The organism is Sanguibacter biliveldensis, assembly GCF_033798665.1.
Taxonomy (GTDB): domain Bacteria; phylum Actinomycetota; class Actinomycetes; order Actinomycetales; family Cellulomonadaceae; genus Sanguibacter; species Sanguibacter inulinus.
Map to the genome: position 1 here is coordinate 980,588 of NZ_CP138359.1, position 21,970 is coordinate 1,002,557.

General features: G+C 69.9%; 17 protein-coding genes. 12 read left to right on the forward strand and 5 right to left on the reverse strand.

Features of this window, described 5'->3' with window-relative positions; genetic code table 11:
• Positions 1-73: 73 nt before the first annotated feature.
• Genes SANBI_RS04230 through SANBI_RS04255 form a run of 6 tightly spaced genes read left to right on the forward strand, consistent with a single transcriptional unit; the run spans position 74 to position 7,973 of the window.
• Positions 74-1,882, forward strand: coding sequence for an ABC transporter ATP-binding protein (locus tag SANBI_RS04230; protein ID WP_319159253.1), 1,809 nt, complete (start codon positions 74-76; stop codon positions 1,880-1,882).
• Positions 1,879-3,363 (forward strand): glycosyltransferase, encoded by a 1,485-nt coding sequence (locus SANBI_RS04235; RefSeq protein ID WP_319159255.1) that lies wholly within the window; start codon positions 1,879-1,881, stop codon positions 3,361-3,363. Before SANBI_RS04230 ends, SANBI_RS04235 begins: the two co-directional genes overlap by 4 nt.
• Positions 3,360-4,505 (forward strand): glycosyltransferase, encoded by a 1,146-nt coding sequence (locus SANBI_RS04240; RefSeq protein ID WP_319159257.1) that lies wholly within the window; start codon positions 3,360-3,362, stop codon positions 4,503-4,505. Before SANBI_RS04235 ends, SANBI_RS04240 begins: the two co-directional genes overlap by 4 nt.
• Complete coding sequence (locus SANBI_RS04245; RefSeq protein WP_319159259.1) at positions 4,502-5,698, forward strand: glycosyltransferase; 1,197 nt, start codon at positions 4,502-4,504, stop codon at positions 5,696-5,698. The genes SANBI_RS04240 and SANBI_RS04245 overlap by 4 nt, the downstream gene beginning before the upstream one ends.
• Positions 5,695-6,846, forward strand: coding sequence for a glycosyltransferase family protein (locus tag SANBI_RS04250; protein ID WP_319159261.1), 1,152 nt, complete (start codon positions 5,695-5,697; stop codon positions 6,844-6,846). Before SANBI_RS04245 ends, SANBI_RS04250 begins: the two co-directional genes overlap by 4 nt.
• Entirely contained in the window at positions 6,843-7,973 is a 1,131-nt protein-coding gene (locus SANBI_RS04255) for a glycosyltransferase family 1 protein (RefSeq protein WP_319159263.1), read from the forward strand. Before SANBI_RS04250 ends, SANBI_RS04255 begins: the two co-directional genes overlap by 4 nt.
• Before the next feature lie 91 nt (positions 7,974-8,064).
• On the opposite strand, the gene SANBI_RS04260 is transcribed toward SANBI_RS04255, so the two are convergent.
• The gene (locus tag SANBI_RS04260) at positions 8,065-8,922 is read right to left on the reverse strand and encodes a M15 family metallopeptidase (RefSeq protein WP_319159264.1); all 858 of its coding nucleotides are present in this window, start codon (positions 8,920-8,922) and stop codon (positions 8,065-8,067) included.
• A 265-nt stretch (positions 8,923-9,187) separates the two neighbouring features.
• Positions 9,188-10,258 carry a non-hydrolyzing UDP-N-acetylglucosamine 2-epimerase gene (wecB, locus tag SANBI_RS04265; protein WP_319159266.1) on the reverse strand — a complete coding sequence of 357 codons (1,071 nt, stop codon included), beginning with the start codon at positions 10,256-10,258 and terminating at the stop codon, positions 9,188-9,190.
• Between the two features lie 93 nt (positions 10,259-10,351).
• Between wecB and SANBI_RS04270 the strand changes: the two genes are divergently transcribed.
• From SANBI_RS04270 to SANBI_RS04280, 3 genes are all read left to right on the forward strand, one after another.
• Entirely contained in the window at positions 10,352-11,476 is a 1,125-nt protein-coding gene (locus SANBI_RS04270; protein ID WP_319159268.1) for a glycosyltransferase, read from the forward strand.
• Positions 11,473-12,612, forward strand: coding sequence for a glycosyltransferase (locus SANBI_RS04275; protein WP_319159270.1), 1,140 nt, complete (start codon positions 11,473-11,475; stop codon positions 12,610-12,612). Before SANBI_RS04270 ends, SANBI_RS04275 begins: the two co-directional genes overlap by 4 nt.
• A gap of 219 nt (positions 12,613-12,831) precedes the next feature.
• Positions 12,832-14,142, forward strand: coding sequence for a nucleotide sugar dehydrogenase (locus SANBI_RS04280; RefSeq protein ID WP_319159272.1), 1,311 nt, complete (start codon positions 12,832-12,834; stop codon positions 14,140-14,142).
• A 159-nt stretch (positions 14,143-14,301) separates the two neighbouring features.
• Here the strand turns inward: SANBI_RS04280 and rfbB are convergent, their stop codons facing one another.
• Complete coding sequence (rfbB, locus tag SANBI_RS04285; RefSeq protein WP_319159274.1) at positions 14,302-15,297, reverse strand: dTDP-glucose 4,6-dehydratase; 996 nt, start codon at positions 15,295-15,297, stop codon at positions 14,302-14,304.
• Between the two features lie 208 nt (positions 15,298-15,505).
• Here rfbB and SANBI_RS04290 point away from each other — a divergent pair, with 208 nt between their 5' ends.
• The 3 genes from SANBI_RS04290 to SANBI_RS04300 all read left to right on the forward strand — a co-directional run bounded on the left by SANBI_RS04290 (position 15,506) and on the right by SANBI_RS04300 (position 19,673).
• Entirely contained in the window at positions 15,506-16,495 is a 990-nt protein-coding gene (locus SANBI_RS04290; protein ID WP_319159276.1) for a class I SAM-dependent methyltransferase, read from the forward strand.
• Positions 16,492-18,078: a glycosyltransferase family 2 protein gene (locus SANBI_RS04295; RefSeq protein ID WP_319159278.1), complete on the forward strand. Its 1,587-nt coding sequence runs from the start codon at positions 16,492-16,494 to the stop codon at positions 18,076-18,078. The genes SANBI_RS04290 and SANBI_RS04295 overlap by 4 nt, the downstream gene beginning before the upstream one ends.
• Before the next feature lie 113 nt (positions 18,079-18,191).
• Positions 18,192-19,673 (forward strand): DUF2142 domain-containing protein, encoded by a 1,482-nt coding sequence (locus tag SANBI_RS04300; protein WP_319159280.1) that lies wholly within the window; start codon positions 18,192-18,194, stop codon positions 19,671-19,673.
• A gap of 122 nt (positions 19,674-19,795) precedes the next feature.
• On the opposite strand, the gene SANBI_RS04305 is transcribed toward SANBI_RS04300, so the two are convergent.
• Together SANBI_RS04305 and SANBI_RS04310 are read right to left on the reverse strand one after the other, a co-directional pair.
• Positions 19,796-20,995, reverse strand: a complete 1,200-nt coding sequence (locus SANBI_RS04305) for an ABC transporter ATP-binding protein (protein ID WP_319159282.1) — start codon at positions 20,993-20,995, stop codon at positions 19,796-19,798.
• The gene (locus SANBI_RS04310) at positions 20,995-21,900 is read right to left on the reverse strand and encodes an ABC transporter permease (RefSeq protein ID WP_319159284.1); all 906 of its coding nucleotides are present in this window, start codon (positions 21,898-21,900) and stop codon (positions 20,995-20,997) included. The genes SANBI_RS04305 and SANBI_RS04310 overlap by 1 nt, the downstream gene beginning before the upstream one ends.
• Between the last annotated feature and the right edge of the window lie 70 nt (positions 21,901-21,970).

The following is a 21,970-nucleotide window of genomic DNA, read 5'->3' on the forward strand; positions in this document are numbered from 1 at the left end:
CTGGTCGACGGCCGGGCGTCCCACCTGACAGCGAGCCCCGGCCACCAGCCCTCACCCGAAGGACCCCAGCACAGTGAAACTCATCTGGCGCACCCTGCAGGACGTGCTGCCTCTGCTGCCGGCGAAGGCGCGACGCTTCCTGGGGTTCTACGTGGTCGCCACGAGCGCTCTCGCGCTCCTCGACATCGCCGCGCTCGGTCTGCTCGCGATCACCCTCGCGGCGATGGTCGACACCGACGGCTCGGGGATCCCGCTGCCCCTGGTCGGCGAGATCCAGCGCGACTCTGTCGTCTGGGTGCTCGCGGCGATCTCGTTGCTCATCGTGCTCAAGGGAGTCGTCGCTGTGGCGCTCCAGTGGGTCGCGACCCGACGCTTCGCGGTCTACGAGCTCGAGATCGGGGACCAGCTCTTCGACGCCTACATCCGTGCCCCCTGGACCGAGCGGCTCAAGCGCAACACCGCGCAGCTCGTGCGGCTCGCCGACGTCGGGATCGCCAACGCGACCTCGGGGTTCTTGCTCCCGGTGTCGACGCTCCCGTCGCTCGTGACGACCTTCCTCGCGGTCCTGACGATGCTCATCATCGTCCAGCCGCTCACCGCCGGGATCACGTTGCTGTACCTCGGCGTCATCGCCGGGACGCTGTACTTCGGGGTGTCCAAGCGTGCGCTGATCGCCGGACGTGTCAACCGGGACTACTCCTTCAGGGTTGCGAGCCTCATGACCGAGATGGTCGGCGCCCTCAAGGAGATCACCCTGCGGGGGCAGGCTCCCGAGGTGGCTCGGGTGGTGCACGCCAACCGCCTCCACACGACGCGGGCCCGGTCGAACCTCTCGTTCCTCGGCGGGCTCCCGCGCTACGTGCTCGAGGCTGCGCTCGTCGGGGGCTTCCTGCTGATCGGAGCGGTGACCTACGCGACCGGCGGCGAGGCCGCAGCGATCAGCGCCGTCGCCTTCTTCGGCGTCGCCGGTTTCCGCATGGTCCCAGCGCTCACGGCCTTCCAGGCCGTGGTCACGCAGACCGCCTCGACGATCCCGCACGTGCGGGCCGTCATCAACGACATCACCGCGTCGAAGTCCTACATCGAGAACGCCGAGCGGGTCGGCAAGGACCCGATCGCCGACCAGCCGCTGAGCCTCGACCTGCGCGGTGTCCAGTTCACCTATCCGGGCTCGAGCACCCCTGCGGTCACCGGGGTCGACCTGTCCCTGCCGATGGGCAGCTCGCTCGCCCTCGTCGGTTCGTCAGGCTCGGGCAAGACGACCCTCGTGGACATCCTGCTCGGACTGCTCGTGCCGTCGGAGGGGGAGATCGAGCTCGACGGCGAGCCGCTCGAGAACGTCCTCGCGGCCTGGCGCTCACGCGTGGGCTACGTGCCGCAGGACGTCTCGCTCTTCGACGCGAGCGTCGCGCAGAACGTCGCCCTGACGTGGACCGAGGACTACGACCGCGAGCGGGTGCGGGACGCGCTGCGCCGTGCCCAGCTGCTCGACGTGATCGAGGCCCGTGAGGGTGGTCTCGACGCGCGGATCGGCGACCGGGGCATGGCGCTCTCGGGTGGGCAGCGCCAGCGCATCGGGATCGCCCGGGCCCTCTACGTCGACCCGCTCGTGCTCGTCATGGACGAGGCGACGAGCGCTCTCGACACCAAGACGGAGGCGGACGTGTCGCAGGCCATCGCCGAGCTGGCGGGGGAGATCACGGTGATCTCGGTCGCCCACAGGCTCTCGACGATCCGGACCAGCCAGCAGGTGTGCTTCATGAAAGACGGGCGGATCGTCGCCCGGGGGACCTTCGACGAGCTCGTCGCTGCGGTCCCTGAGTTCGCAGCCCAGGCGGCTCTCGCCGGGCTGGCCGGAGAGGTCGACGGAGGGATCCTGTGAGGCTCGAGAACCTGCGCCAGCTGCCGAGCGTCGACGGGCGCGCCCCGCGCGTCGCGCTGCTCGTCTACAACGACTTCTCGGTCGACACCCGGGTGCTCAAGACGGCGTACAGCTATGCCGCCGCCGGCGCTGCGGTGCGGGTCGTGGCCTTCGGGACCTTCGAGGGGAAGGAGCCGGGCCTGACCGTCCTCGACGGCGGGATCGAGGTCGAGCGGCTGCCCCTGGTCGAGCTCGACCACACGCTGCCACGGCTGGGCAGCACGGCTCGCCAGGTCGTGGCCCGGGCCCGCGGTGCTCTCCGTCGAGGCTCCCGACGATCGGTGACGGCCGGGCCGACCGCTCCGACGACCAGCGACGCGCGGACTGAGGCGACCGCCCAGACCCGCAGCCCTCAGGACGGCGACCTCGGTCCGTCGGCAGGGTCGACGACCCACAGCACGCCGCGCTCGACGCCTGCCGTCCCCGCCGGTCTCAAGGCACGCGTGGTCGGCCTGTGGATGCGGATGCACTACACGGTCCGGCTGGGCTCCTTCCAGCTGCGCGCGGTCCGGTCTCTGCGGGGCTGGCGGCCAGACCTCGTCCACGCCAACGACGCCGACACCCTGCTCCCCGCGTGGCTCGCCGGTCGATCCCTCGGGACGCCGTACATCTTCGACGCGCACGAGATCTGGACCGCGCGTGTCAAGGCGGGTTCTCGGCCGGTGGCTCGTCGGTGGGAGGCCTGGGTCGAGAAGCGGCTCGCCCCGCGTGCGTCCGGGGTGACGACGGTGTCGGGCAGCATCGTCGACTGGCTCCACCGTGAGCTGAGGCTCGCGGCAGCCCCGACCCTCGTGCGGAACGTCCCGGTGGGACCGGCGCCCGTGGTCTCGGACCCCGCTGCGACGGGCCGCCTGCGCGAGCTCGCCGGGCTCGGCGCCGATACGCGGGTCGTGGCCTACTGCGGTGCCGTGACGATCAACCGCGGGATCGAGCAGACCCTCGACGCTCTCGAGCTGCTCGATCCCTCGACGCACCTCGTGCTCCTCGGACGCGGATCTCAGGCCTACAGGGCGGTGCTCGACGCCCGGGTGGCCGCGGCGGGACTGGACGACAGGGTGCACTTCGTCGGCATCGTGCCGTCGGACGAGGTCCCCGCGACCTTGCGCGACGCCGACGCCTCCGTGATCTTCAGCCGCCCCGTGACGCTCAACCAGCGGTTCAGCCTGCCCAACAAGCTCTTCGAGTCGATCCACGCGGGGCTGCCCGTCGCTGCCTCGGACCTGCCGGACATCGCCTCGGTGGTGAGCGCGACGGGTGCAGGCCAGGTCTTCGACATCGACGACGCGCAGACCACCGCCGACGCGATCGCCGCCGTCATCGCGGACGCCGGCACGTACCGTGCGGCCTCGGCTGCTGCGGCCCGGACCCTCACCTGGCAGAACGAGGTCGACGGGCTCCTCCGGCTGGCCGTCGCGGCGCTCGAAGGTCCGGGCCGGTCGTGACCGCTCGGCTCGTGGCGGCCGGGGGCTTCGACGCTGCGGGAGCACCCGCCCCGCTCGTCGACGTCGTCGTCGCGCTGCACGACCTCAGCAGGCCTGTGGCTCGGACCGTCCGGTCGGTCTTCGCGCTGCCCGAGGGACGGGTCGTCGCGGACGGGCGTCTGCGCGTCACTGTCGCGTGCCACGAGCTCGACGCGTCCGAGGTCGCCGCCGTGCTCCCCGACGACCTCGGTGGCTCCGTGCGCCTGCTCGAGGTGCGCGACGGCCTCGGCAGCCCGTCGGGTCCGTACAACGCGGGGATCGACGCGGCGACGGCGCCCTACGTGACGATCATCGGCTCGGACGACTTCTTCGAGCCCGGTGCGCTGCTGGCCTGGCACGCCCGTGCAGAGGAGTCGGGTGCCGAGATGGTCCTCGCCCGGATGACGATGCAGGGCGGGGCGCCCATCAACACCCCGCGCGTCCGTCCCCGCCGGACGACCCGGCTGGACGCCGTCAAGGACCGGATGGCGTACCGCACGGCCCCGCTCGGGCTCATGCGTCGGGAGTCCCTCGGGGACCTCGGGCTGCGTCTCGACGAGGGCATGAAGGTGGGCGGAGACATCGCGTTCACGGTGCGCCTGTGGGACCTCGCCGAGCGCATCGACCTCGCGTGGGACGACCCGGCGTACGTGGTGGGTGTCGACGCCCAGACTCGGGTGACCACGACGGTCCGCCCGCTCGCGGTGTCGTTGGCGCCCTACACGGCGCTGCTGGCCCGTGACTGGTTCCCCAGGCTCCCTCGGGCGTACCAGCGTGCTGTGGCGATCAAGGTGCTGCGCATCCACGTCCTCGACAACGTCGGGCGGCGCGACGCCGTCGACCTCTGGGCCGACGGCGAGGCCGACTACCTGCGCGACGTCGTGAGCAGCCTCGTCGCCGTCGCGCCGCGGGTGCTGCGCCCCTTCTCGGCTGCGGACCGGCTGGTCCTCGACGCCTGCCTCGACCCTGCCTCGACCCCGCAGTCCCTCGTCGCCGCTGCGTCGGCCAGGTCCCGGTCCGGCCGGCTCGCGCGCCTGCTCCCACCTGGTCCTGCCGGTCTGCTCGGTGCTCTCGACCGCGAGAGCACGCTGCGGTACTACGCGGCAGACAGGTTCTGGCGGTGACGCGCGTCGCGGTGACGACGGGACCCGTGCGGATCCCGCCCACGTACTTCGTCGTGAACCACCTGCTGCACATGCCCGACGTCGACGGGCGCCTCTTCGCGCTCTCGGCCGAGGTCGACGACCCTGCTGTCGCGCCGCTCGTGGAGACCTCGACCCCCTATGGGGTCCCGGGCCTGCGGGGGAGCGCGGCGGCCTTCGCCGCGGTCCGACGGCAGCGCCGGGCTGTGCGCGACTTCGCGCCCGACCTCGTGCACCAGCACTTCGGCACGTGGAGCCTCGCGGGCTCCGGCGCCGCCCGCGACCTGGGGGTGCCCTTCGTCGCCACGCTCCACGGCTACGACGTGTTCCGCCGGTCCGACGCGGTCCGGGACTTCTGGACGTGGGTGACGGCCCGCAACCTGCGCACCTGCGGGGAGCGCGCGACGACCCTGCTCGCCGTGAGCGGATGGCTGGCAGGCGAGGCGGTCCGTCGTGGGTACCCTGCCGAGAAGATCGAGGTCCACTACCAGGGCGTCGACACGGACTTCTTCACACCGGCCGGCCCCGACGGCACCGAGGCGCGACCGGCGACCGGTGACCAGCTGCTCGACGTGCCGGTACCGCGCGACAGCGTGCGCGACGACCTCCCTGAGGTGCTGTTCCTCGGGGCCCTCGAACGACGTAAAGGGGTCGCCGACGCGCTCGCGGCGTCGGTCGACCTCGCACGCAGCGTCCCGCACAGGCTCCGGGTGGTCGGCGCCGGGTCTCAGGAGGCCCTCGTGCGTGCGGCCGTCGCCGAGCACCCGCACATCACCCTCGAGGGGATGCGAGACCGCGCCGGCGTCCGCGACGCCATGCGCCGGGCGGACGTGTTCGTCCTGCCCACGCAGCAGGACGGCGAGTGGCGCGAGGCAGCAGGTCTGGTGACGCTCGAGGCCCAGGCCTGCGGTGTCCCCGCCGTGGTCTACGCGAGCGGCGGCGCGCCGGAGATGCTCGACGACGGGACCACCGGGACGCTCGTCCCCGAGCGTGACACCCGGGCGCTCGCGGGGGCCGTCGGGGAGATCCTCCGGCTCGACCCGACTGCTCGGCGGCACCTGTCCCAGGCCGCGCGCGACTTCACGGTCGCCCACCGCAGCATCGCCAGCAGCGCAGCCGAGCTCTCCGAGCGCTACGCCTCCCTCACCCGCCGACCTCGGACGGAGTCACCATGACCCGAGCCTCTCTGCTCGTCCTGTCCTTCTCGCCGATCGTCGCGGACGCCCGGGTGCTCAAGCAGGTCGAGCTGTTCAAGGACCGCTACGACGTGACGACCTGCGGCTTCGGGCCGGCTCCTGCGGGCGTCGTCGACCACGTCGAGGTGCCGGCCGGGCTCTCGGCGACCGACGTCGACGGCAGGCTCATCACCGCCCGCTGGTACAGCAGGGCGTACTGGTCGACGTCTGCGGTCGCCTGGGCACGACGGTCGCTGCGCGGCAGGCGCTTCGACATGGTGCTCGCCAACGACGTCGAGGCGGTCCCCGTCGCGGTGGGTCTCGCGCCGACCTACGGCGTGCACGCGGACCTGCACGAGTACGCACCGGCCCAGCACGACGAGAACGCGGCGTGGAAGAAGCGGATCGCGCCGTACAAGGCGTGGATCTGCCGCCGGTACGTCACGCGTGCGGCGTCGGTCACCACGGTGGCCGACGGGATCGCGGCCGAGTACCGGCGGGTCTTCGGCATCGAGGCAGGGGTCGTGACCAACGCGGCGCCGTTCCACGACCTCGAGCCGGGCCCCGTGCCGACGGTCGACGAAGGACCCCTCCGGCTGGTCCACAGCGGCGTCGCGCAGCGCAAACGTCGGCTCGACCTGCTCGTCGACGCGGTCCACGCGACCCCTGCAGACGTCACCCTCGACCTGTTCCTCATGCCGAACGACCCCGCACACCTGCTCGAGCTGCGCGAGCGCGCCGCCGCCGACCCTCGCGGCCGCGTCAGGTTCCACGAGCCTGTCGCCTATGCGCAGCTGGTCGAGACGCTCAACCGCTACGACGTGGGGCTCGCGGTGTTCCCCTTCGTCAACTTCAACATCCGGTGGTCGCTGCCGAACAAGCTCTTCGACTACGTGCAGGCGCGGCTCGGGGTGGTCGTGGGGCCGTCGCCCGAGATGGCGGGGCGCGTCGAGCAGTGGGGGGTGGGGGTCGTGTCGCCCGACTTCTCGGTCGAGTCGCTCGCGGAGGTGCTCACCTCCCTCGACCGCGACACTGTCGGAGGTTTCAAGGCAGCGGCGCACGCCCGCGCCCGGGAGCTCTCGGCCGAGATCGAGGTCGCCGGGTGGGAGCGTGCAGTCGACGCGCTCGTCGAGGGAGGTGCCGCGTGAGTCGCCCGTCGCTGCTCGTCCTGTCGTTCTCGCCGATCGCCGACGACGCGCGCGTCCTCAAGCAGGTGCGGCTCTTCGCCGACCGCTACGACGTGACGACCTGCGGCTACGGTCCGGCACCCGAGGGCGTCGTGAGGCACTACGAGGTCCCGGCCGAGCTGCTCGCGTGGCGCAAAGACCCGAGATGGTTGCTGGCCCGGCAGTACTCGCGCGTCTACTGGGGCAACGCCGCTGTCGCCTACGCACGCAGCGTGCTGCCCGTGGGGGAGTTTGACGCGGTCCTCGCCGACGACGTCGACACGGTCCCGCTCGCGCTGTCCCTCCAACCGCGTCGCGGGGTGCACGCCGACCTGCACGAGTACGCCCCTGGGCAGAACAGCGAGCTGCCGCGATGGCGCTGGTTCGTGGCGCCGTACATCCGGTGGATCTGCCGGAGGTTCGTGTCGAGGGCGGCGTCGGTGACGACTGTCGGGCAGGGCATCGCGGAGCGGTACACCCGGGAGCTCGGGTTCCCGGTCGGTGTGGTGACGAACGCCGCGCCGTACGCAGACCTCGCTCCGGGCGAGGTGGGCTCGCCGATCAGGCTGGTCCACTCGGGCAACGCCCAGCGCAACAGGCATCTCGAGGTGATGATCGACGGCGTCGAGCAGTCCACGACGCCCGTGACGCTCGACCTGCTGCTCATGCCCAACGACGAGGCGTATCGCGACGAGCTTCGCGCCAGGTGCGCGGGGTCGACGCGCGTGCGGGTGCTGGACCCTGTGCCGTACCGCGACCTGATGCGGACGCTCAACGGCTACGACGTCGGGGTGTTCGTGCTCCCGCCCGTGAACATCAACTACGAGTGGACGCTGCCCAACAAGTTCTTCGACTACGTCCAGGCCCGGCTCGGCGTCATCGTCGGGCCGAGCCCGGAGATGGCTCGTGAGGTGGAGGCGCGGGGCTTCGGTGCGGTGACGGCCGACTTCACCGCAGCGGGGTTCGCCGCGGTGCTGGACGAGCTCTCGCCTGCCGCCGTGGGGCGGTGGCGGCAGGCGTCTGCCACGAACGCGCGGGAGCTCTCGGCCGAGGTCCAGTCTCAGGGGTGGACCGACGCCGTCGAGAGGCTCCTGCACGAACCGTCGTAGGAGTGACTCTTCGAGCGATCCGCCGACCAAGGCAGTGAGAGGCAGAGCTGCCCGGTGCGCCTGCCGGGCGGCTGGGCGCACCGGGAGAACGTCAGGCGGAGAGGGACTTCTTGATCTCCGCGAAGCCCGCGAGCATCTCCTTGCGCAGGTCGGCGACCTCCGACAGACCAGCCGCCTGGGGGGCGGTGCCGTTGCTCAGGCGCATCTTGATGTGCATGAGCATCTCGCCGAAGGTCGAGGTGCCCGTCGGCTTCACGCCCCAGATGTCGGAGACGAGGGTCAGGACAGCCGTCTTCGTGTCGGCGATCTCCTGGCGGAGGCTGACGTCCTTGCCCCCACGGGAGACTGCAGCCGTCTGGTTCCGGGTGTCGGTCACGACCCCGTAGACGTCGCGGGTGCCGTTGATCGCGGCGTTCTTGTAGGCCCAGATCTTGGCGATGTCGGTGTCGGTGAGTGGCATGTCTTCCTCCGTAGGTGGTGTGGGTGTGGTGTTTCCGTCGTACTCGAAGTGCCAGGCTTCTTCGCGGCCGCCGCCCTGGCGGGCCCAGGTGGGGTGGATCCATCCGTAGGCGGGGCCGTTGGCGACCATCCAGACGTGCTGGGCGGTGCCGAAGCTGTTGATGCCTCCGCCGAGGTCGACCGCGAGGGCCCACCCGTGGTTGGAGGTGCCGGGCACGGCTGCCAGGCCTGGGCCCTTGGTCTCGTAGAGGTGCTGCTGTGCGGCGAGGGTCCGGTACGAGTCCGTGATCGAGATGCTGGTCCCGAACCTGGCGCGGTAGGCCTGGTTGAGCGACTCGAACGCTGCGGCAGCGTCGCTGCGCAGTCGGTGTCCTGGTGCCCAGCTCAGCGTGGTGAGTGCTGAGAGCGGGATGTTCCCGTTGCTGTGGCCGCCCCAGGGTCCTGCTGCCGCGAGGACGGCTGTCGCCGCGGCTCTGTGGAGATCGTTCATCTCACTCCTTCAGGTGTGGGTGCCGGTGGTGGTCCCACCGGCTCTGACTCCTGAATCATGTCGAACATGCGTTCGAAACCCGAGGCCCTACCCGTGCCTCCAGGAACCGGCGCTCGTCTGGGGACGACAGACGCCCCGTGGCCGGTGTGGGCTGCGGGGCGTCTGGCCGCGAGATCGACGGGGCCGACAGGGTCGCGAGGTCTACGAGGAGGTGACGGAAAGCCGGGTCGGGTGATGCGGCGATGCCGGCGAAGAGACCTGAAGGTCAGCCGTGCGTACGGCGCAGCAGCTCTTCGACGACTCGCTCGGCCGCATGTCCGTCGCCGTACGGCGTCGCGTCGGTCGGCGTCGGCGCGGGGCGCTGGACGCCTGCGAGGATCTCCTCCGCGGTGGTCGCCAGGACGTTCCACCCGAGGTCGACCGTCTCGACCCACTCGGTCTCGGTGCGCACGGTCGTGCACGGGACGCGCAGCAGGAAGGCCTCCTTCTGCAGGCCGCCCGAGTCGGTGACGACACCCGCGCTCGACATGGTCGCAGCGAGCAGCTCGGGGTAGGGGAGCGGGGCGTGCAGACGCACCGACCCACCGGACCAGTCGATGCCGAAGGACTCGGAGCGGGCCACGAGCCGCGGGTGCGCCAGCAGCACGACGGGCTTGTCGAGCGCCTTGAGGCTGCGCGCGATCTCCGCGAGACGCTCAGGGTCGTCGGTGCTCTCGGCCCGGTGGATGGTCGCGACGTAGTACTCGCCGGCCTCGACACCGGCGGTCGCGAGCACCGAGGCAGGGGCGCCGGTGAGCGAGTCGCGCACGGTGTGCAGGACGTCGGTCATCACGTCACCGACCACGACGGTCCGGTCCGCGAGCCCCTCTGCAGCCAGGTGCTGGCGTGCGACCTCGGTCGGGGCCAGCAGCACGTCGGCGGCGTGGTCGGTCAGCACACGGTTGTGCTCTTCGGGCATCGCGCGGTTGAAGGAGCGCAGGCCTGCCTCGAGGTGAGCGACGGGCAGGTGCATCTTCACGGCCGACAGCGTCCCGGCGAGCGTCGAGTTGGTGTCTCCGTAGACGAGCACCCAGTCGGGGCGTGCCTCCTCGAGCACCGCGTCCATCGCCGAGAGGATCGCACCCGTCTGCTGACCGTGGGAGCCCGACCCGGCGCCGAGGTGCACGTCAGGCGCCGGGATGCCGAGGTCCGTGAAGAACACGTCCGAGAGCATCGGGTCGTAGTGCTGACCGGTGTGCACGATCACGTGCTCCACGCCGCGCGCGGCCGCAGCGTGCGCGATCGGGGCGAGCTTGACGAACTGCGGACGGGCGCCGACGACCGAGAGGATCTTCACGGTCGACGAGTCTACGCAGGGAGCAGTCCCGGTCCCGCGCCGAGCAGCGCACGACCGGCCTCGACGCTCGCCCTCGCTGGTAGCGTCGCCGACGTGAAGATCCTCGCCGTGACGACCTGGTTCCCCAGCGACGCCTCCCCGACCATGGGCACCTTCGTCGACAAGGACGTCCGGGCGATCGCCCGGCACGACGACGTCGAGGTCGTGCACCTCGTCGCACCGCACCTGGCCGACCGCTCGACCGTCGAGGCCGGCGGCGCCGACACCGTCGACCGCGACGGGATCACCGTCCGCAGGTTCGTCATGTCGCCCCAGCGCCCCGAACAGGTGGCAGCCGCCCGCCGGGCCCTCGACCCGTTGATCGACCGCGCAGACCTCGTCCACACGATGGCGTTCCCCACGCTCCTGCCGTTCACGGTCCGGCGTCCAGACCGCCCCTGGGTGCACACCGAGCACTGGTCCGGTCTGACCACCCCCTCCACGCTGCCTCGCGCCTGGCGGCTCGCGCTCCCAGGGCTCAAGCAGCTGCTGTGCCGTCCCGACGTCGTCACCGCCGTCTGCGACTATCTCGCGCGACCTGTCCGCGCTGTGCGGCGAGGACCGACGACCCTCGTGCCCTGCATCGTCCCGCCCGTCGACGACCTCGCACCGCGCCGGCCGCTCGAGGGGCGCCCGCTCGAGCTCGTCGGGGTCGGCGGGCTCGTCGACCGCAAAGACCCGCTGCTGGCCGTCCAGGTGGTCGCGGAGCTCGGGCGCCGCGGCCTGGCCTCGCGGCTCACCTGGGCAGGCAGCGGACCCCTGCACGACGACGTGCTGGCGCTCGCGGCCAGCCTCGGGGTCTCCGACGAGGTGACCCTCCTCGGGTCGGTCGACACAGCCGGCGTCGGCGCAGCCCTCGACGCCGCCGACCTGTTCTTCCTTCCCACCAAGGCGGACAACTTCTGCGTCTCGGCTGCGGAGGCGCTCGTGCACGGGCGCCCCGTGGTCGTCGGGGCGACGGGCGGTCAGGGCGAGTACATCGAGCCGCACGTCGGAGCGCTCGTCGCGGAGCAGACCGTCGACGCTTACGCCTCGACAGTCCAGCGGGTAGCCCCAGCGACGGCTGGTCTGAGCGCCGAGGACATCGCCGGGACGATCGGCGACAGGTTCTCCGCCGAGGCCGTCCAGCGCGGCTACACCGACGCGTACGCGCTCGCGGTCCAGGAGCGCAGCCGATGAGCCCGACAGGGTCTTCGAGCCCGGACGATGCGGGCGCAGCCGACGGCACAGAGCCTGTGGTCGACCTCGTGATCGCTGTGCACACCGCCCAGCGTCCCGTCGCGCGGGCCGTGGCGTCGGCCCTCGACTGCCGCACGCCGGTCCGGGTCACGGTCGTCGCTCACCACGTGGAACCTGCGCTCGTCCAGGCGAACCTGGAGTCCGTGGTCGTGCCGCCCTGGTCGAGCGTGCGGGTGCTCGCGCTGAGCGACGGCACCCGGAGCCCAGCCGGGCCGTTCAACCTCGGGCTCGACGCCGCGACCGCACGGTTCGTGGCGGTCATGGGGTCGGACGACAGGCTCGCCCCGGGGGCGCTGGACTCGTGGGTCGCCCTCCAGAGGCGCACCGGAGCAGCCGTCGTCGTCGCGCGGCTCGCGCACGCGGGGGCCGGCGGGGCCGGGACGGGTGCTGTCGTCCCCACGCCACCGGCGAGACCGTTCCGCAGCACAGGGCTCGACGGTGTGCGGGACCGCCTCAGCTACAGGTCCGCACCGCTCGGGCTGATCGAGCGAGCGACCCTCGACCGCCTCGCCGTGCGCTTTACGCCGGGGCTCGAGGTCGGCGAGGACGTCGAGGTCGTGACCCGGCTCTGGTTCAGCGGCGCCCCGATCGCCTTCGACAGGCGCGGCCCGGCCTACCTCGTCCAGGACGATGCCGGTGACCGGATCACCTACGTCTCCCGGCCCGTGGCAGACGAGCTCGAGTTCGTGCTGCGGATCGTGCAGGCCGACTGGTTCCACGGCTTCGCGGCGCGGCAACGGGCTGCGGTCTGCACCAAGATGCTGCGTATCCACGTGTTCGGCGTCCTCGGCAACCGCGAGGCGGAGTTCTGGGACGGTGTCGAGCGGGCGTCGCTGGCCCGCGTCGCAGCGGCTGTCCTCGACGCAGCCCCCGGGTGCGAAGCCGTCCTGTCGCGGGCCGACAGGGCGGTCCTCGACGCGGTCGTCGATGTGTCGGTCCCCGTGGACGAGATGCTCGCTCTCGGGCGGGCCCGGCGACGCCACGGCCGTCCGGCGACGCTCGTCCCGCGGGATCTGCGCAGGATCGCGGCGCGCGAGGCGCCGCTCCGGCTCATGGCGGCGTCGGTCCTCGTCTGAGCCAGAGTGCCGGGGGCCGTCGCGACCGGGGAGCCGCTGCTGCGACGCAGCGGCCGTCGTGGCCTACGCCCACGCCCGGAGGTTCCTGCAGCCCTGCGCAGCCTCGCAGCCCCGAGGGTGCGCAGGCCCGATGAGGCCCGGAGGGTGCGCAGCAGTATCCTGCTGGGAGCCCTGCTGCCGTCCTGCGCAGGGCCAAGCCGCTCGTCGTGAGGATGTTGCATGCGCATCGCCGTAGTCGCCCTGGGCAAGATCGGTCTCCCGCTGGCCGTCCAGTTCGCCGACCAGGGGCACGACGTCGTCGGCGTCGACGTCAACCAGACCGTGGTCGACCTGGTCAACGCCGGGACCGAGCCGTTCCCGGGCGAGGCGCACCTCGCCGAGAAGCTCGCCGAGCTGGTCCCTGCGGGCCGCCTGCGTGCGACGACCGACTACGCCGACGCGATCCCCGGAGCCGACGCCGTCGTCCTCGTCGTGCCGCTCTTCGTCGACGAGGCGACGGCCGCACCGGACTTCGGCTGGATGGACGCCGCCACCCGGTCGCTCGCCGAGCACCTCACAGCCGGCACGCTCGTCTCCTACGAGACCACCCTGCCGGTCGGGGTGACCCGCGGCCGCTGGAAGCCGATGCTCGAAGAAGGCTCCGGCCTCACCGAGGGCACGGACTTCCACCTGGTGTTCTCTCCCGAGCGTGTCTTGACCGGTCGGGTGTTCGCCGACCTGCGCAAGTACCCCAAGCTCATCGGTGGGCTGAGCGAGGAGGGTGCGCGCCGCGCCCGCGAGTTCTACGAGTCTGTCCTGACCTTCGACGAGCGCCCCGACCTGGCCCGGGCCAACGGCGTGTGGGACCTCGGGTCGGCCGAGGCCGCCGAGATGGCCAAGCTCGCCGAGACCACGTACCGCGACGTCAACATCGGCCTCGCCAACCAGTTCGGCGCCTTCGCCGAGAAGGTCGGCATCGACGTGTACTCCGTCATCGACGCGTGCAACTCCCAGCCCTTCAGCCACATCCACCGTCCCGGCATCGCCGTCGGCGGGCACTGCATCCCGGTGTACCCGCGCCTGTACCTCTCGGTCGACCCCGACGCGTCGATCGTCCGCGAGGCGCGCGCCGTCAACGCCGCGGTGCCGGAGCGCGTCGTCGCGCAGGCCGAGAGCCTGCTCGGGTCGCTCGACGGGCTGCGCGTCGTCGTGCTCGGTGCCGCGTATCGCGGGGGAGTGAAGGAGACCGCGTTCTCCGGGGTCTTCGCGACGGTCGAGGCACTCCGCGCCCGCGGGGCGCGGGTGGTCGTCCACGACCCGCTGTACAGCGACGACGAGCTCGCGGCGCACGGCTTCGACGCGTACTCCTACGGTGAGTCCGCCGACGTAGCGATCGTCCAGGCCGACCACGCGGAGTACTCGACGCTGACCCCTGCGCAGGTGCCGGGGCTGCGGCTGATCGTGGACGGCCGCCGCATCACCGACCCGGCCGTCTGGGCCGGGGTGCCGCGGGTGGTCATCGGCGAAGGCACCGCGGTCACCGGCGTCTGACCGTCCGACAGCGGTCCTCAGGTCCGAGCCAGGTCCGGACGCGGCCCACCACGACGTGGTGGAGACAGAGGTACGACGAAGGGCCCCGGGTGACCGGGGCCCTTCGTCGTACCTGGCTGCCCTCTCCGCGCCCCTCAGGGAGCGGGGAAGGCCGTGCGGTCAGTGACCGGCTGCGGCGTACTTCGCCTCGGTCGCGTCCTTCGACGGGCGCCACCAGGCCTCGTTGGCCTTGTACCACTCGACGGTCGCCTCTAGGCCGGAGCGGAAGTCGGTGTACGCCGGCTCCCAGCCGAGCTCGTCACGGAGCTTGGAGGAGTCGATCGCGTAGCGCATGTCGTGGCCCGGGCGGTCCTTGACGTGGTCGAAGTCGTCCTTGGCGAAGCCGAAGATCTCGAGGAGGGTCTCGACGACCTCGAGGTTGTTCTTCTCGCCGTCGGCGCCGATGAGGTACGTCTCGCCGATGCGGCCCTTCTCGATGATCGCCCACACGGCCGAGTTGTGGTCCTCGACGTGGATCCAGTCGCGGACGTTCTCACCCTTGCCGTAGAGGCGCGGCTTGATGCCGTCGATGAGGTTGGTGATCTGACGCGGGATGAACTTCTCGATGTGCTGGTACGGCCCGTAGTTGTTCGAGCAGTTCGAGATCGTCGCCTGGATGCCGAAGGAGCGGGCCCACGCGCGGACCAGCAGGTCGGAACCGGCCTTGGTCGACGAGTAGGGGCTCGACGGGTTGTACGGGGTGTCGGCGGTGAACTTCGCAGGGTCGTCGAGCTCGAGGTCGCCGTAGACCTCGTCGGTCGAGATGTGGTGGTAGCGCACACCGTGCTTGCGGACGGCCTCGAGCAGCGTGTAGGTGCCGATGAGGTTCGTCTGGACGAAGGGCCACGGGTTCGACAGCGAGTTGTCGTTGTGCGACTCGGCCGCGAAGTGGACCACGAGGTCGGACTCGCCCACGAGGCGGTCGACGAGCTCGGCGTCCGTGATGTCGCCCTCGACGAGGGTGACCTTGTCGGCGACCGGCGCGAGGGACGTCTTGTCGCCCGCGTAGGTGAGCGCGTCCAGGACCGTGACCTGCACGTCCGGACGCTCGCGGACGGTCTGGTGGACGAAGTTCGAGCCGATGAAGCCGGCTCCGCCGGTGACGAGCAGACGCATGAGGGTTCCTCCTGGGCGGGATTGACTAGTGGAAGCCTACAGAACGGTCGACATCTGGCCGCATCTCCTGCCGACGACGTGCAGAGGCGCTCCGTCCTCTCTGACGAAGGTCCACCGGACGCATCTGGTCGGCGGGGCGCGAGACGGTATCCTGTGGACAGACCGGGGGTGATCTGCGCTCGGTGCCTCGACCCAGGGAGCCTTGAGCGTGACCGTATACGAAGCCGTGGTGGACTCGTCCGACGCGAACATCAGTCACACACTCATCGTCGAAGAGGTGGGGTCCGACAAGACGGTCCTCGATGTGGGGTGCGCGACCGGTTACCTGGCAGAAGCGCTCGGTCGCAACGGCTGCACGGTGAGCGGTATCGAGTACTCCACCGAGGCTGCTGAGGCTGCCCGTGCTCACCTGGACCAGCTGGTGGTCGCCGACCTCAACGCTGTGACGCTCGCCGACGCGTTCTCGGGGCGTTCCTTCGACACCGTCGTCTTCGGCGACGTCCTCGAGCACCTCCTCGACCCCGCAGCTGCGCTGCGGTCCGCCGCGTCTCTCCTCGCTCCCGGCGGGAAGGTCGTGGTGTCGATCCCCAACGTGGCCCACGGCAGCGTGCGGCTCGCGCTGCTGGCCGGGCGCTGGAACTACGCTGACCGCGGTCTCCTCGACGCCACCCACATCCGCTTCTTCACGTACGAGACGCTCCAGGACCTCCTGTGGGACTCAGGCTACGTCCTCGAGTCTGCGCGGAGCACCGTGGTCGACGCTCTGGCCACCGAGATCCACATCCCCTCGGGAGTGCTCTCGCCCGAGGTGGTCGACTGGGTGCGGAGCCGACCGTACGCCGACGCGTACCAGTTCGTGGTGACCGCGCGGTTGAGGACACCAGAGGACACCCGTCCTGACGTCCAGGTGCGTCCGGCCGCCACCCTGCCGGCTGTCGACGACGAGTACACCCAGAAGGCCGCGGTCATCCGGGCCGATCGCCACAGCCTCTTGACGATGAAGGACCACATCATCGGCCTCGAGGCCGAGAACGCGGCGAGCCGTGCACGGGTCCCGGCCCTCGAGAGGAAGATCCGCAAGCTCAACGCCGAGCTCGGGAAGGTGGCCGAGGACCGGGCGACCATCTACAGGTCGTCGACGTGGCGCATAGGCCGAGCGGCGCTGGCACCGGTGCGGATCATCCGGAGAGGCCGGTGAGCCCTCGTACGGGTGACGCCCCGCTGTTCTCGATCGTCACGCCTGTCTACGCTCCTCCCCTCGATGCACTCCGAGAGATGATCGCGTCGGTCAAGGACCAGACGTGTGACGACTGGGAGCTCATCCTCGTCGACGACGCCTCCCCCGATGATGCTGTGCGGTCGCTCATGCGCTCCGAGGCCGCCTCGGACCACCGCATCCGCGTGATCGAGCGCGAGGTCAACGGTGGGATCGTCGCCGCCTCGAACACTGCGCTCGCCGAGGTGGGGGGCGAGTGGGTCGTCTTGGTCGACCATGACGACCTCGTGACCTCGAACGCGCTGCAGCAGGTCTCCGACGTCCTCACGCCCGAGGTCGACTACGTGTACTCCGACGAGGACAAGGTCGGGGACGACGGTGTCTTCTACGACAGGTTCAGGAAGCCGACGTGGTCGCCCGAGCGGTTGCGGCACCAGATGTACACGAGCCACCTCTCTGTCCTGCGGACCGCGCTCGTGCGCGAGGTGGGTGGCTTCCGCGAGGGTTTCGAGGGGTCCCAGGACCACGACCTCGTCCTCCGGGTGACGGAGCGCGCCCGTGAGGTCGTGCACATCCCCAAGGTCCTCTATCACTGGCGGGTCGTGCCGGGCTCGGCAGCCGGTGACCCCGATGCCAAGCCCTACGCGTGGGTGGCGGGACGCAAGGCTGTCCAGGAGCACCTCGACCGTGTGGGCATCCGGGCGGTCGCCGAGTTCGGTGACGCACCGGGCCTCTACAGGATCGTGCGGGAGGCGAACCTCGACCGCTCGGTCAGCGTGATCATCCCGACGCGTGGTGGTGACGGACTCGTCTGGGGCGACCGTCGGTGCTTCGTGCTCGAGGCCGTCCGGTCTCTCCTCGCGCACACGGAGATGCCCCTGCTCGAGATCGTCGTCGTCTACGACCTGGCGACGCCCGACGTCGTGCTCGAGCAGCTCAAGGTGATCGCCGGCGACAAGCTGGTCCTCGTGCCCTTCGCGGGCGAGTTCAACTTCAGCAAGAAGTGCAACGAAGGGTTCCTCTCGTCGTCGGGAGAGATCATCATCCTCATGAACGACGACGTCGAGGCGGTCAGCGACCAGTTCGTCGAGACTCTCGTCGCCCCGCTCGAGGAGCCCGACGTCGGCCTCACCGGCGGACGGCTCTGGTTCCCCGACAAGACCCTCCAGCACGGCGGGCACATCTACTTCAAGGACGTGGTCTTCCACTCGTACTTCGGGTGGCCGCACGACGCCTTCGGCGAGTTCTCCGACCTCCGGCTCAACCGCGAGGCCTCTGGGCTCACCGGTGCGTGCATCGCACTGCGTCGGGAGGACTACGAGCTCGTCGGAGGGATGTCGGAGGCTCTCCCGCTGAGCTTCAACGACGTCGACTTCTCGAGAAAGCTGCGCCACGTGGGGTACCGGCTCCTGTGGATGTGGGAGGCGACGATGTTCCACTTCGAGTCCCAGACCCGCGACCCCCGGGTGAAGGAGTACGAGGTCGACTTCCTGTTCAAGCGGTGGCCGACCCCGGACCGCGACCTCTTCACTCCTGACGGGCTCAAGGAGTACCCCCTGTGGTAGAGGCTCCACCGTCTCGGCGGTCGCTGGCAGTCGCTGCGACCGGCACACCTTCGGGAGTCGTGGGACGGGGCAGGAGGGCAGCCGAGGCTGTCGTCAGAGGCCTCGGGAGCCGTGTGTTCGCCGTCGTCGTCGTCCTCTGGTTCGCTGCGCAGGCAGCGATCATCGCCGCTGCATCGTCCAAGGTCATCTACGACGAGTCCTACCACCTTGCCGCGGTCGAGGCTTTCAGCCGGCGGTGGACCCCGTTCATCACGCAGGTCGCAGCCGACGGCCCGCTCGGAGATGCTGAGCGGTACGGGTCCTACCTCTACCACTACCTGCTGAGCTTTCCGTGGCGGGTGACCGAGCTGGTCGGGCTCAACGACGGACGCCAGCTCCTCGTCCTGCGGCTCGTCTCCGTGACCATGGTGTCGTTGGGTCTCCTCGCGTGGCGGTGGCTCTTCCGGGAGCTGGGTGCGAGCCGCGCCTTGGCGAACGTCTGCATGGCGGTGGTCGCTGCGACCCCGCTCATCGTCTTCCTCGCAGCCTTCGTCAACTATGACAACCTCATCTTCCTCATCACGCCGTTGTTCTTGCGCAGCGTGGTCCGCCTCTACAAGGCGGACCAGTTCGCACCGCGCGAATGGGCTCTCGTCCTGCTCTGGGCGGGGCTCGGGGCCGTCACCAAGTACACGTTCTTGCCGTTCTTGCCGATCGCCGGGATCGCAGTCCTGGTCCGGCAGATCTCCGTGCGTGGGCAGACCCCACCCGGGAGCCTGCGAGCGTTCCTCAGCGGTGACGGAGAGAGACGCCGACGGGTGGCCAACATCGCCCTCCTGCTCGGTGCCGTGCTCGCTGTCGCCCTCGTCGTCGAGCGCTACGTCGGCAACGTGCTGCTGTACAGGTCGATCATGCCGGACTGCCTGGACGTGCACCCGCTGTCCATCTGCTCGATGCACGCTCCGTGGGCGCGGAACTACGAGCTCGACGCTGCGTTCCCCGACGCTGCTCCCTCTGTGCTGGGAGGACTCGCGTACCTCACTGCGCACTGGATCCCGCTCATGCTGAAGAACTCCACCTGGTACGGCGTGGTGTTCGAGGACTCGATCGTGCAGTCCCGAGGACCTCACATCACCGGGTTGATCCTCTACGTCGGTATCGCGGCGGTGCTCGTGGCGATCTTCGTGTCGCTGGGTGTGCTCCGGCGGCACCGCGGTGCGCTCCTCCTGCTGTCCACCTGCATGCTCTACATCGTCGTGCTCTTCGTGCAGAACTACTCCGACTTCCGGACGCTGGGTATCCCGCTCGCCGTGAGCGGCCGGTACCTCTTGGTCGTGCTCCCGGTCTTCGTCGTGCTGGCAGGTCTTGGGGTGACGAAGATCTTCACCCTGACGTCTGCCAGGAGCGGCACCGCCATGAAGCTCTTGTCGGTCGGGTGCATCGCACTCCTCGGGACCCAGGGCGGGGGGATGTCGAGCTACCTCTGGAGCATCGACGACACCTGGGTCAGCCACCCGGAGGGTCGACCCGCGAAGCTCGTGCTGGACCTCAGCTCCTTCGCCCAGGACACGATCATCCCTAACGAGTGGGTCAAGGACCCGCGTCAGGTCGAGTAGAGACAAGACACCGCCCGCAACCGACGAGCCCCGCGCAGCCAGTCTGGCTGCACGGGGCTCGTCGGGTTCGGGATCCTCGGCGCCGGGGACACCGGAGCGGTCTCGTGCGTGGTGCGCCCGCTCTAGACCCGGACGTCGAACGAGGCGGCGAGCCGGACTGGGCCGATGCTGGAGAGAGTGTCGTCGACCGAGAACTGAGCAGCTGCCGGCACATGGTGGATCTCGCGCCCGTCGAGCCCGCTGAGCGTCGTCTGGATGGTGTACTCGCCTGCCGTGAGCGGGATGTCCCGCAGGGCGAACTGGTACATCCCTGTGCCACGCATCGGGGGGACCTCGTCTCCGAGCAGCTCGGTCGTCGTGCTCCACAGGACGGTGCCCAGAGGGGTTGCGATCCCCACGCCGATCTTGAAGTCGGTGACCTCACCCGAGGTGAAGGTCTCCATGAGGACGGTGAGCTGTTCACCCGGCGCGATCTCGGCCGAGCTGGTGACACCCGAGGAGGTGGCGAGGGAGATGCCCGTGAACCGGGCGATCGCCCGGTTCAGCGTGTGCTCTTCGGCGAGCTGCCTGCGCTCGACCTCCTCCTGGCGGACCTCCTCGAAGTCCGCACGGAGCGTGCGCAGGGCCTCCCGAGGGGTCCCGTCCGTGACGATGCGACCCTTCTCGAGGACCACTGCACGGTCGCAGAACTCGGCAACCTGGTCGAGTCCGTGCGTGACCATGACGATCGTGCGACCCTCGGCCTGAAACTCTCTGATGCGCTCGAGGCACTTCCGCTGGAACGGTTCGTCGCCGACAGCGAGGACCTCGTCGACGAGGAGGATGTCAGGGTCGACGTGCACGGCGACGGCGAAGGCGAGCCTGACGTACATCCCTGAGGAGTAGAACTTCACCTGGGTGTCGATGAAGGCCTCGATCCCGGAGAAGTCGACGATCGCGTCGAAGTACCGGTCGATCTGGACCCGTGAGAGGCCCAGGATCGAGGCGTTGAGGTAGACGTTCTCGCGGCCGGTGAGGTCGGGGTGGAAGCCGGCGCCGAGCTCGAGGAGGGCGGCGAGCCGACCGCGGATCTTCACGGAACCGCTGTCGGGCTGCAGGATCCCCCCGACCATCTTCAGCAACGTGCTCTTCCCCGAGCCGTTGGGGCCGATGAGCCCGAGCGTCGTCCCGGACTCGATCTGCAGATCGATGTCCCGCAGCGCCCAGAAGTCCTCGCGGTGCTTGCGCGACCGCCCGAAGTTGACGACTCGCTCCTTGAGCGACTTCTCCTTGCGGAGGACGAAGTGCTTCGAGAGACCTTCGATCTGAACGACGGTGGTCATCACAGCTCCTGGGCGAAGTTGGCCTGCAGACGGGCGAAGACACGCTGGCAGAGCCAGAGCAGCACGATCCCTACGACGAGGGCGATGCCCATCCGTGAGTAGAGATGGTCTGGGAACGGCTTTCCGTCACCGGCGACCCAGAAGGCCTTCTGGAACCCGAGCACGGCGAGGGTGATGGGGTTGGACAGGTAGAGCTCTCGGAGCGTCTCGTTGGCGACCTGGTTCGCGAAGAGCTCCCACGAGTACACGATCGGGGAGACCCAGAAGAAGATGAGGACGAAGATCTCGACGAGGTACTGGATGTCTCGGAGATAGACGTTCCAGGCGCTCAAGAGGAGCGCCAGGGCTGTCCCGAAGAGGACGAGGATGGCTGTGGCCATGAAGAAGTAGCCCCAGCGCGTACCCGTCGGGAAACGACCGACGACAGCCGTCGCGGCGAGCAGGATCATGAGCTGGACCCCGAAGTTGAACAGGGCGGAGCCGATCGCGCTCAGGGGGAAGACCTCTCGCGGGAGGTAGACCTTCTTGACGAGACCAGAGTTGGCGATGACCGACCCGGTCCCTGCCGTCACTGCTTCCGAGAAGAAACCCCACGCGGTGAGTCCCGTGTAGATGAAGATCGCGAAGTCAGGGATGTTGCGAGCCGCACCCAGGAACTTGCCCAGAGCGATGTAGTAGATGAGGAGCATCGCGATCGGGCGCATCAGCGTCCAGAGGAAGCCGAGCGAGCTGTCCTTGTACCGAGCCTTGAGCTCACGACGGACGAGCATCCCGAGCAGCTCACGCTGGGCGACGATGTCCTTGATCGACGAGAGGGTCCCGGAGGCGAAGCCGAGCCTGGGGCCCGCGGTGCGCAGAGGCTGTTCTGCGAGCGTCGCCGCGCGGTCCGCTGGAGTGCTTGTCATGGTGTCCTTCGCTCTCGGTGCTGTCCGAGGAGGGCGTGGACAGCCAGAGTCACAATACAGAACGGGTCTG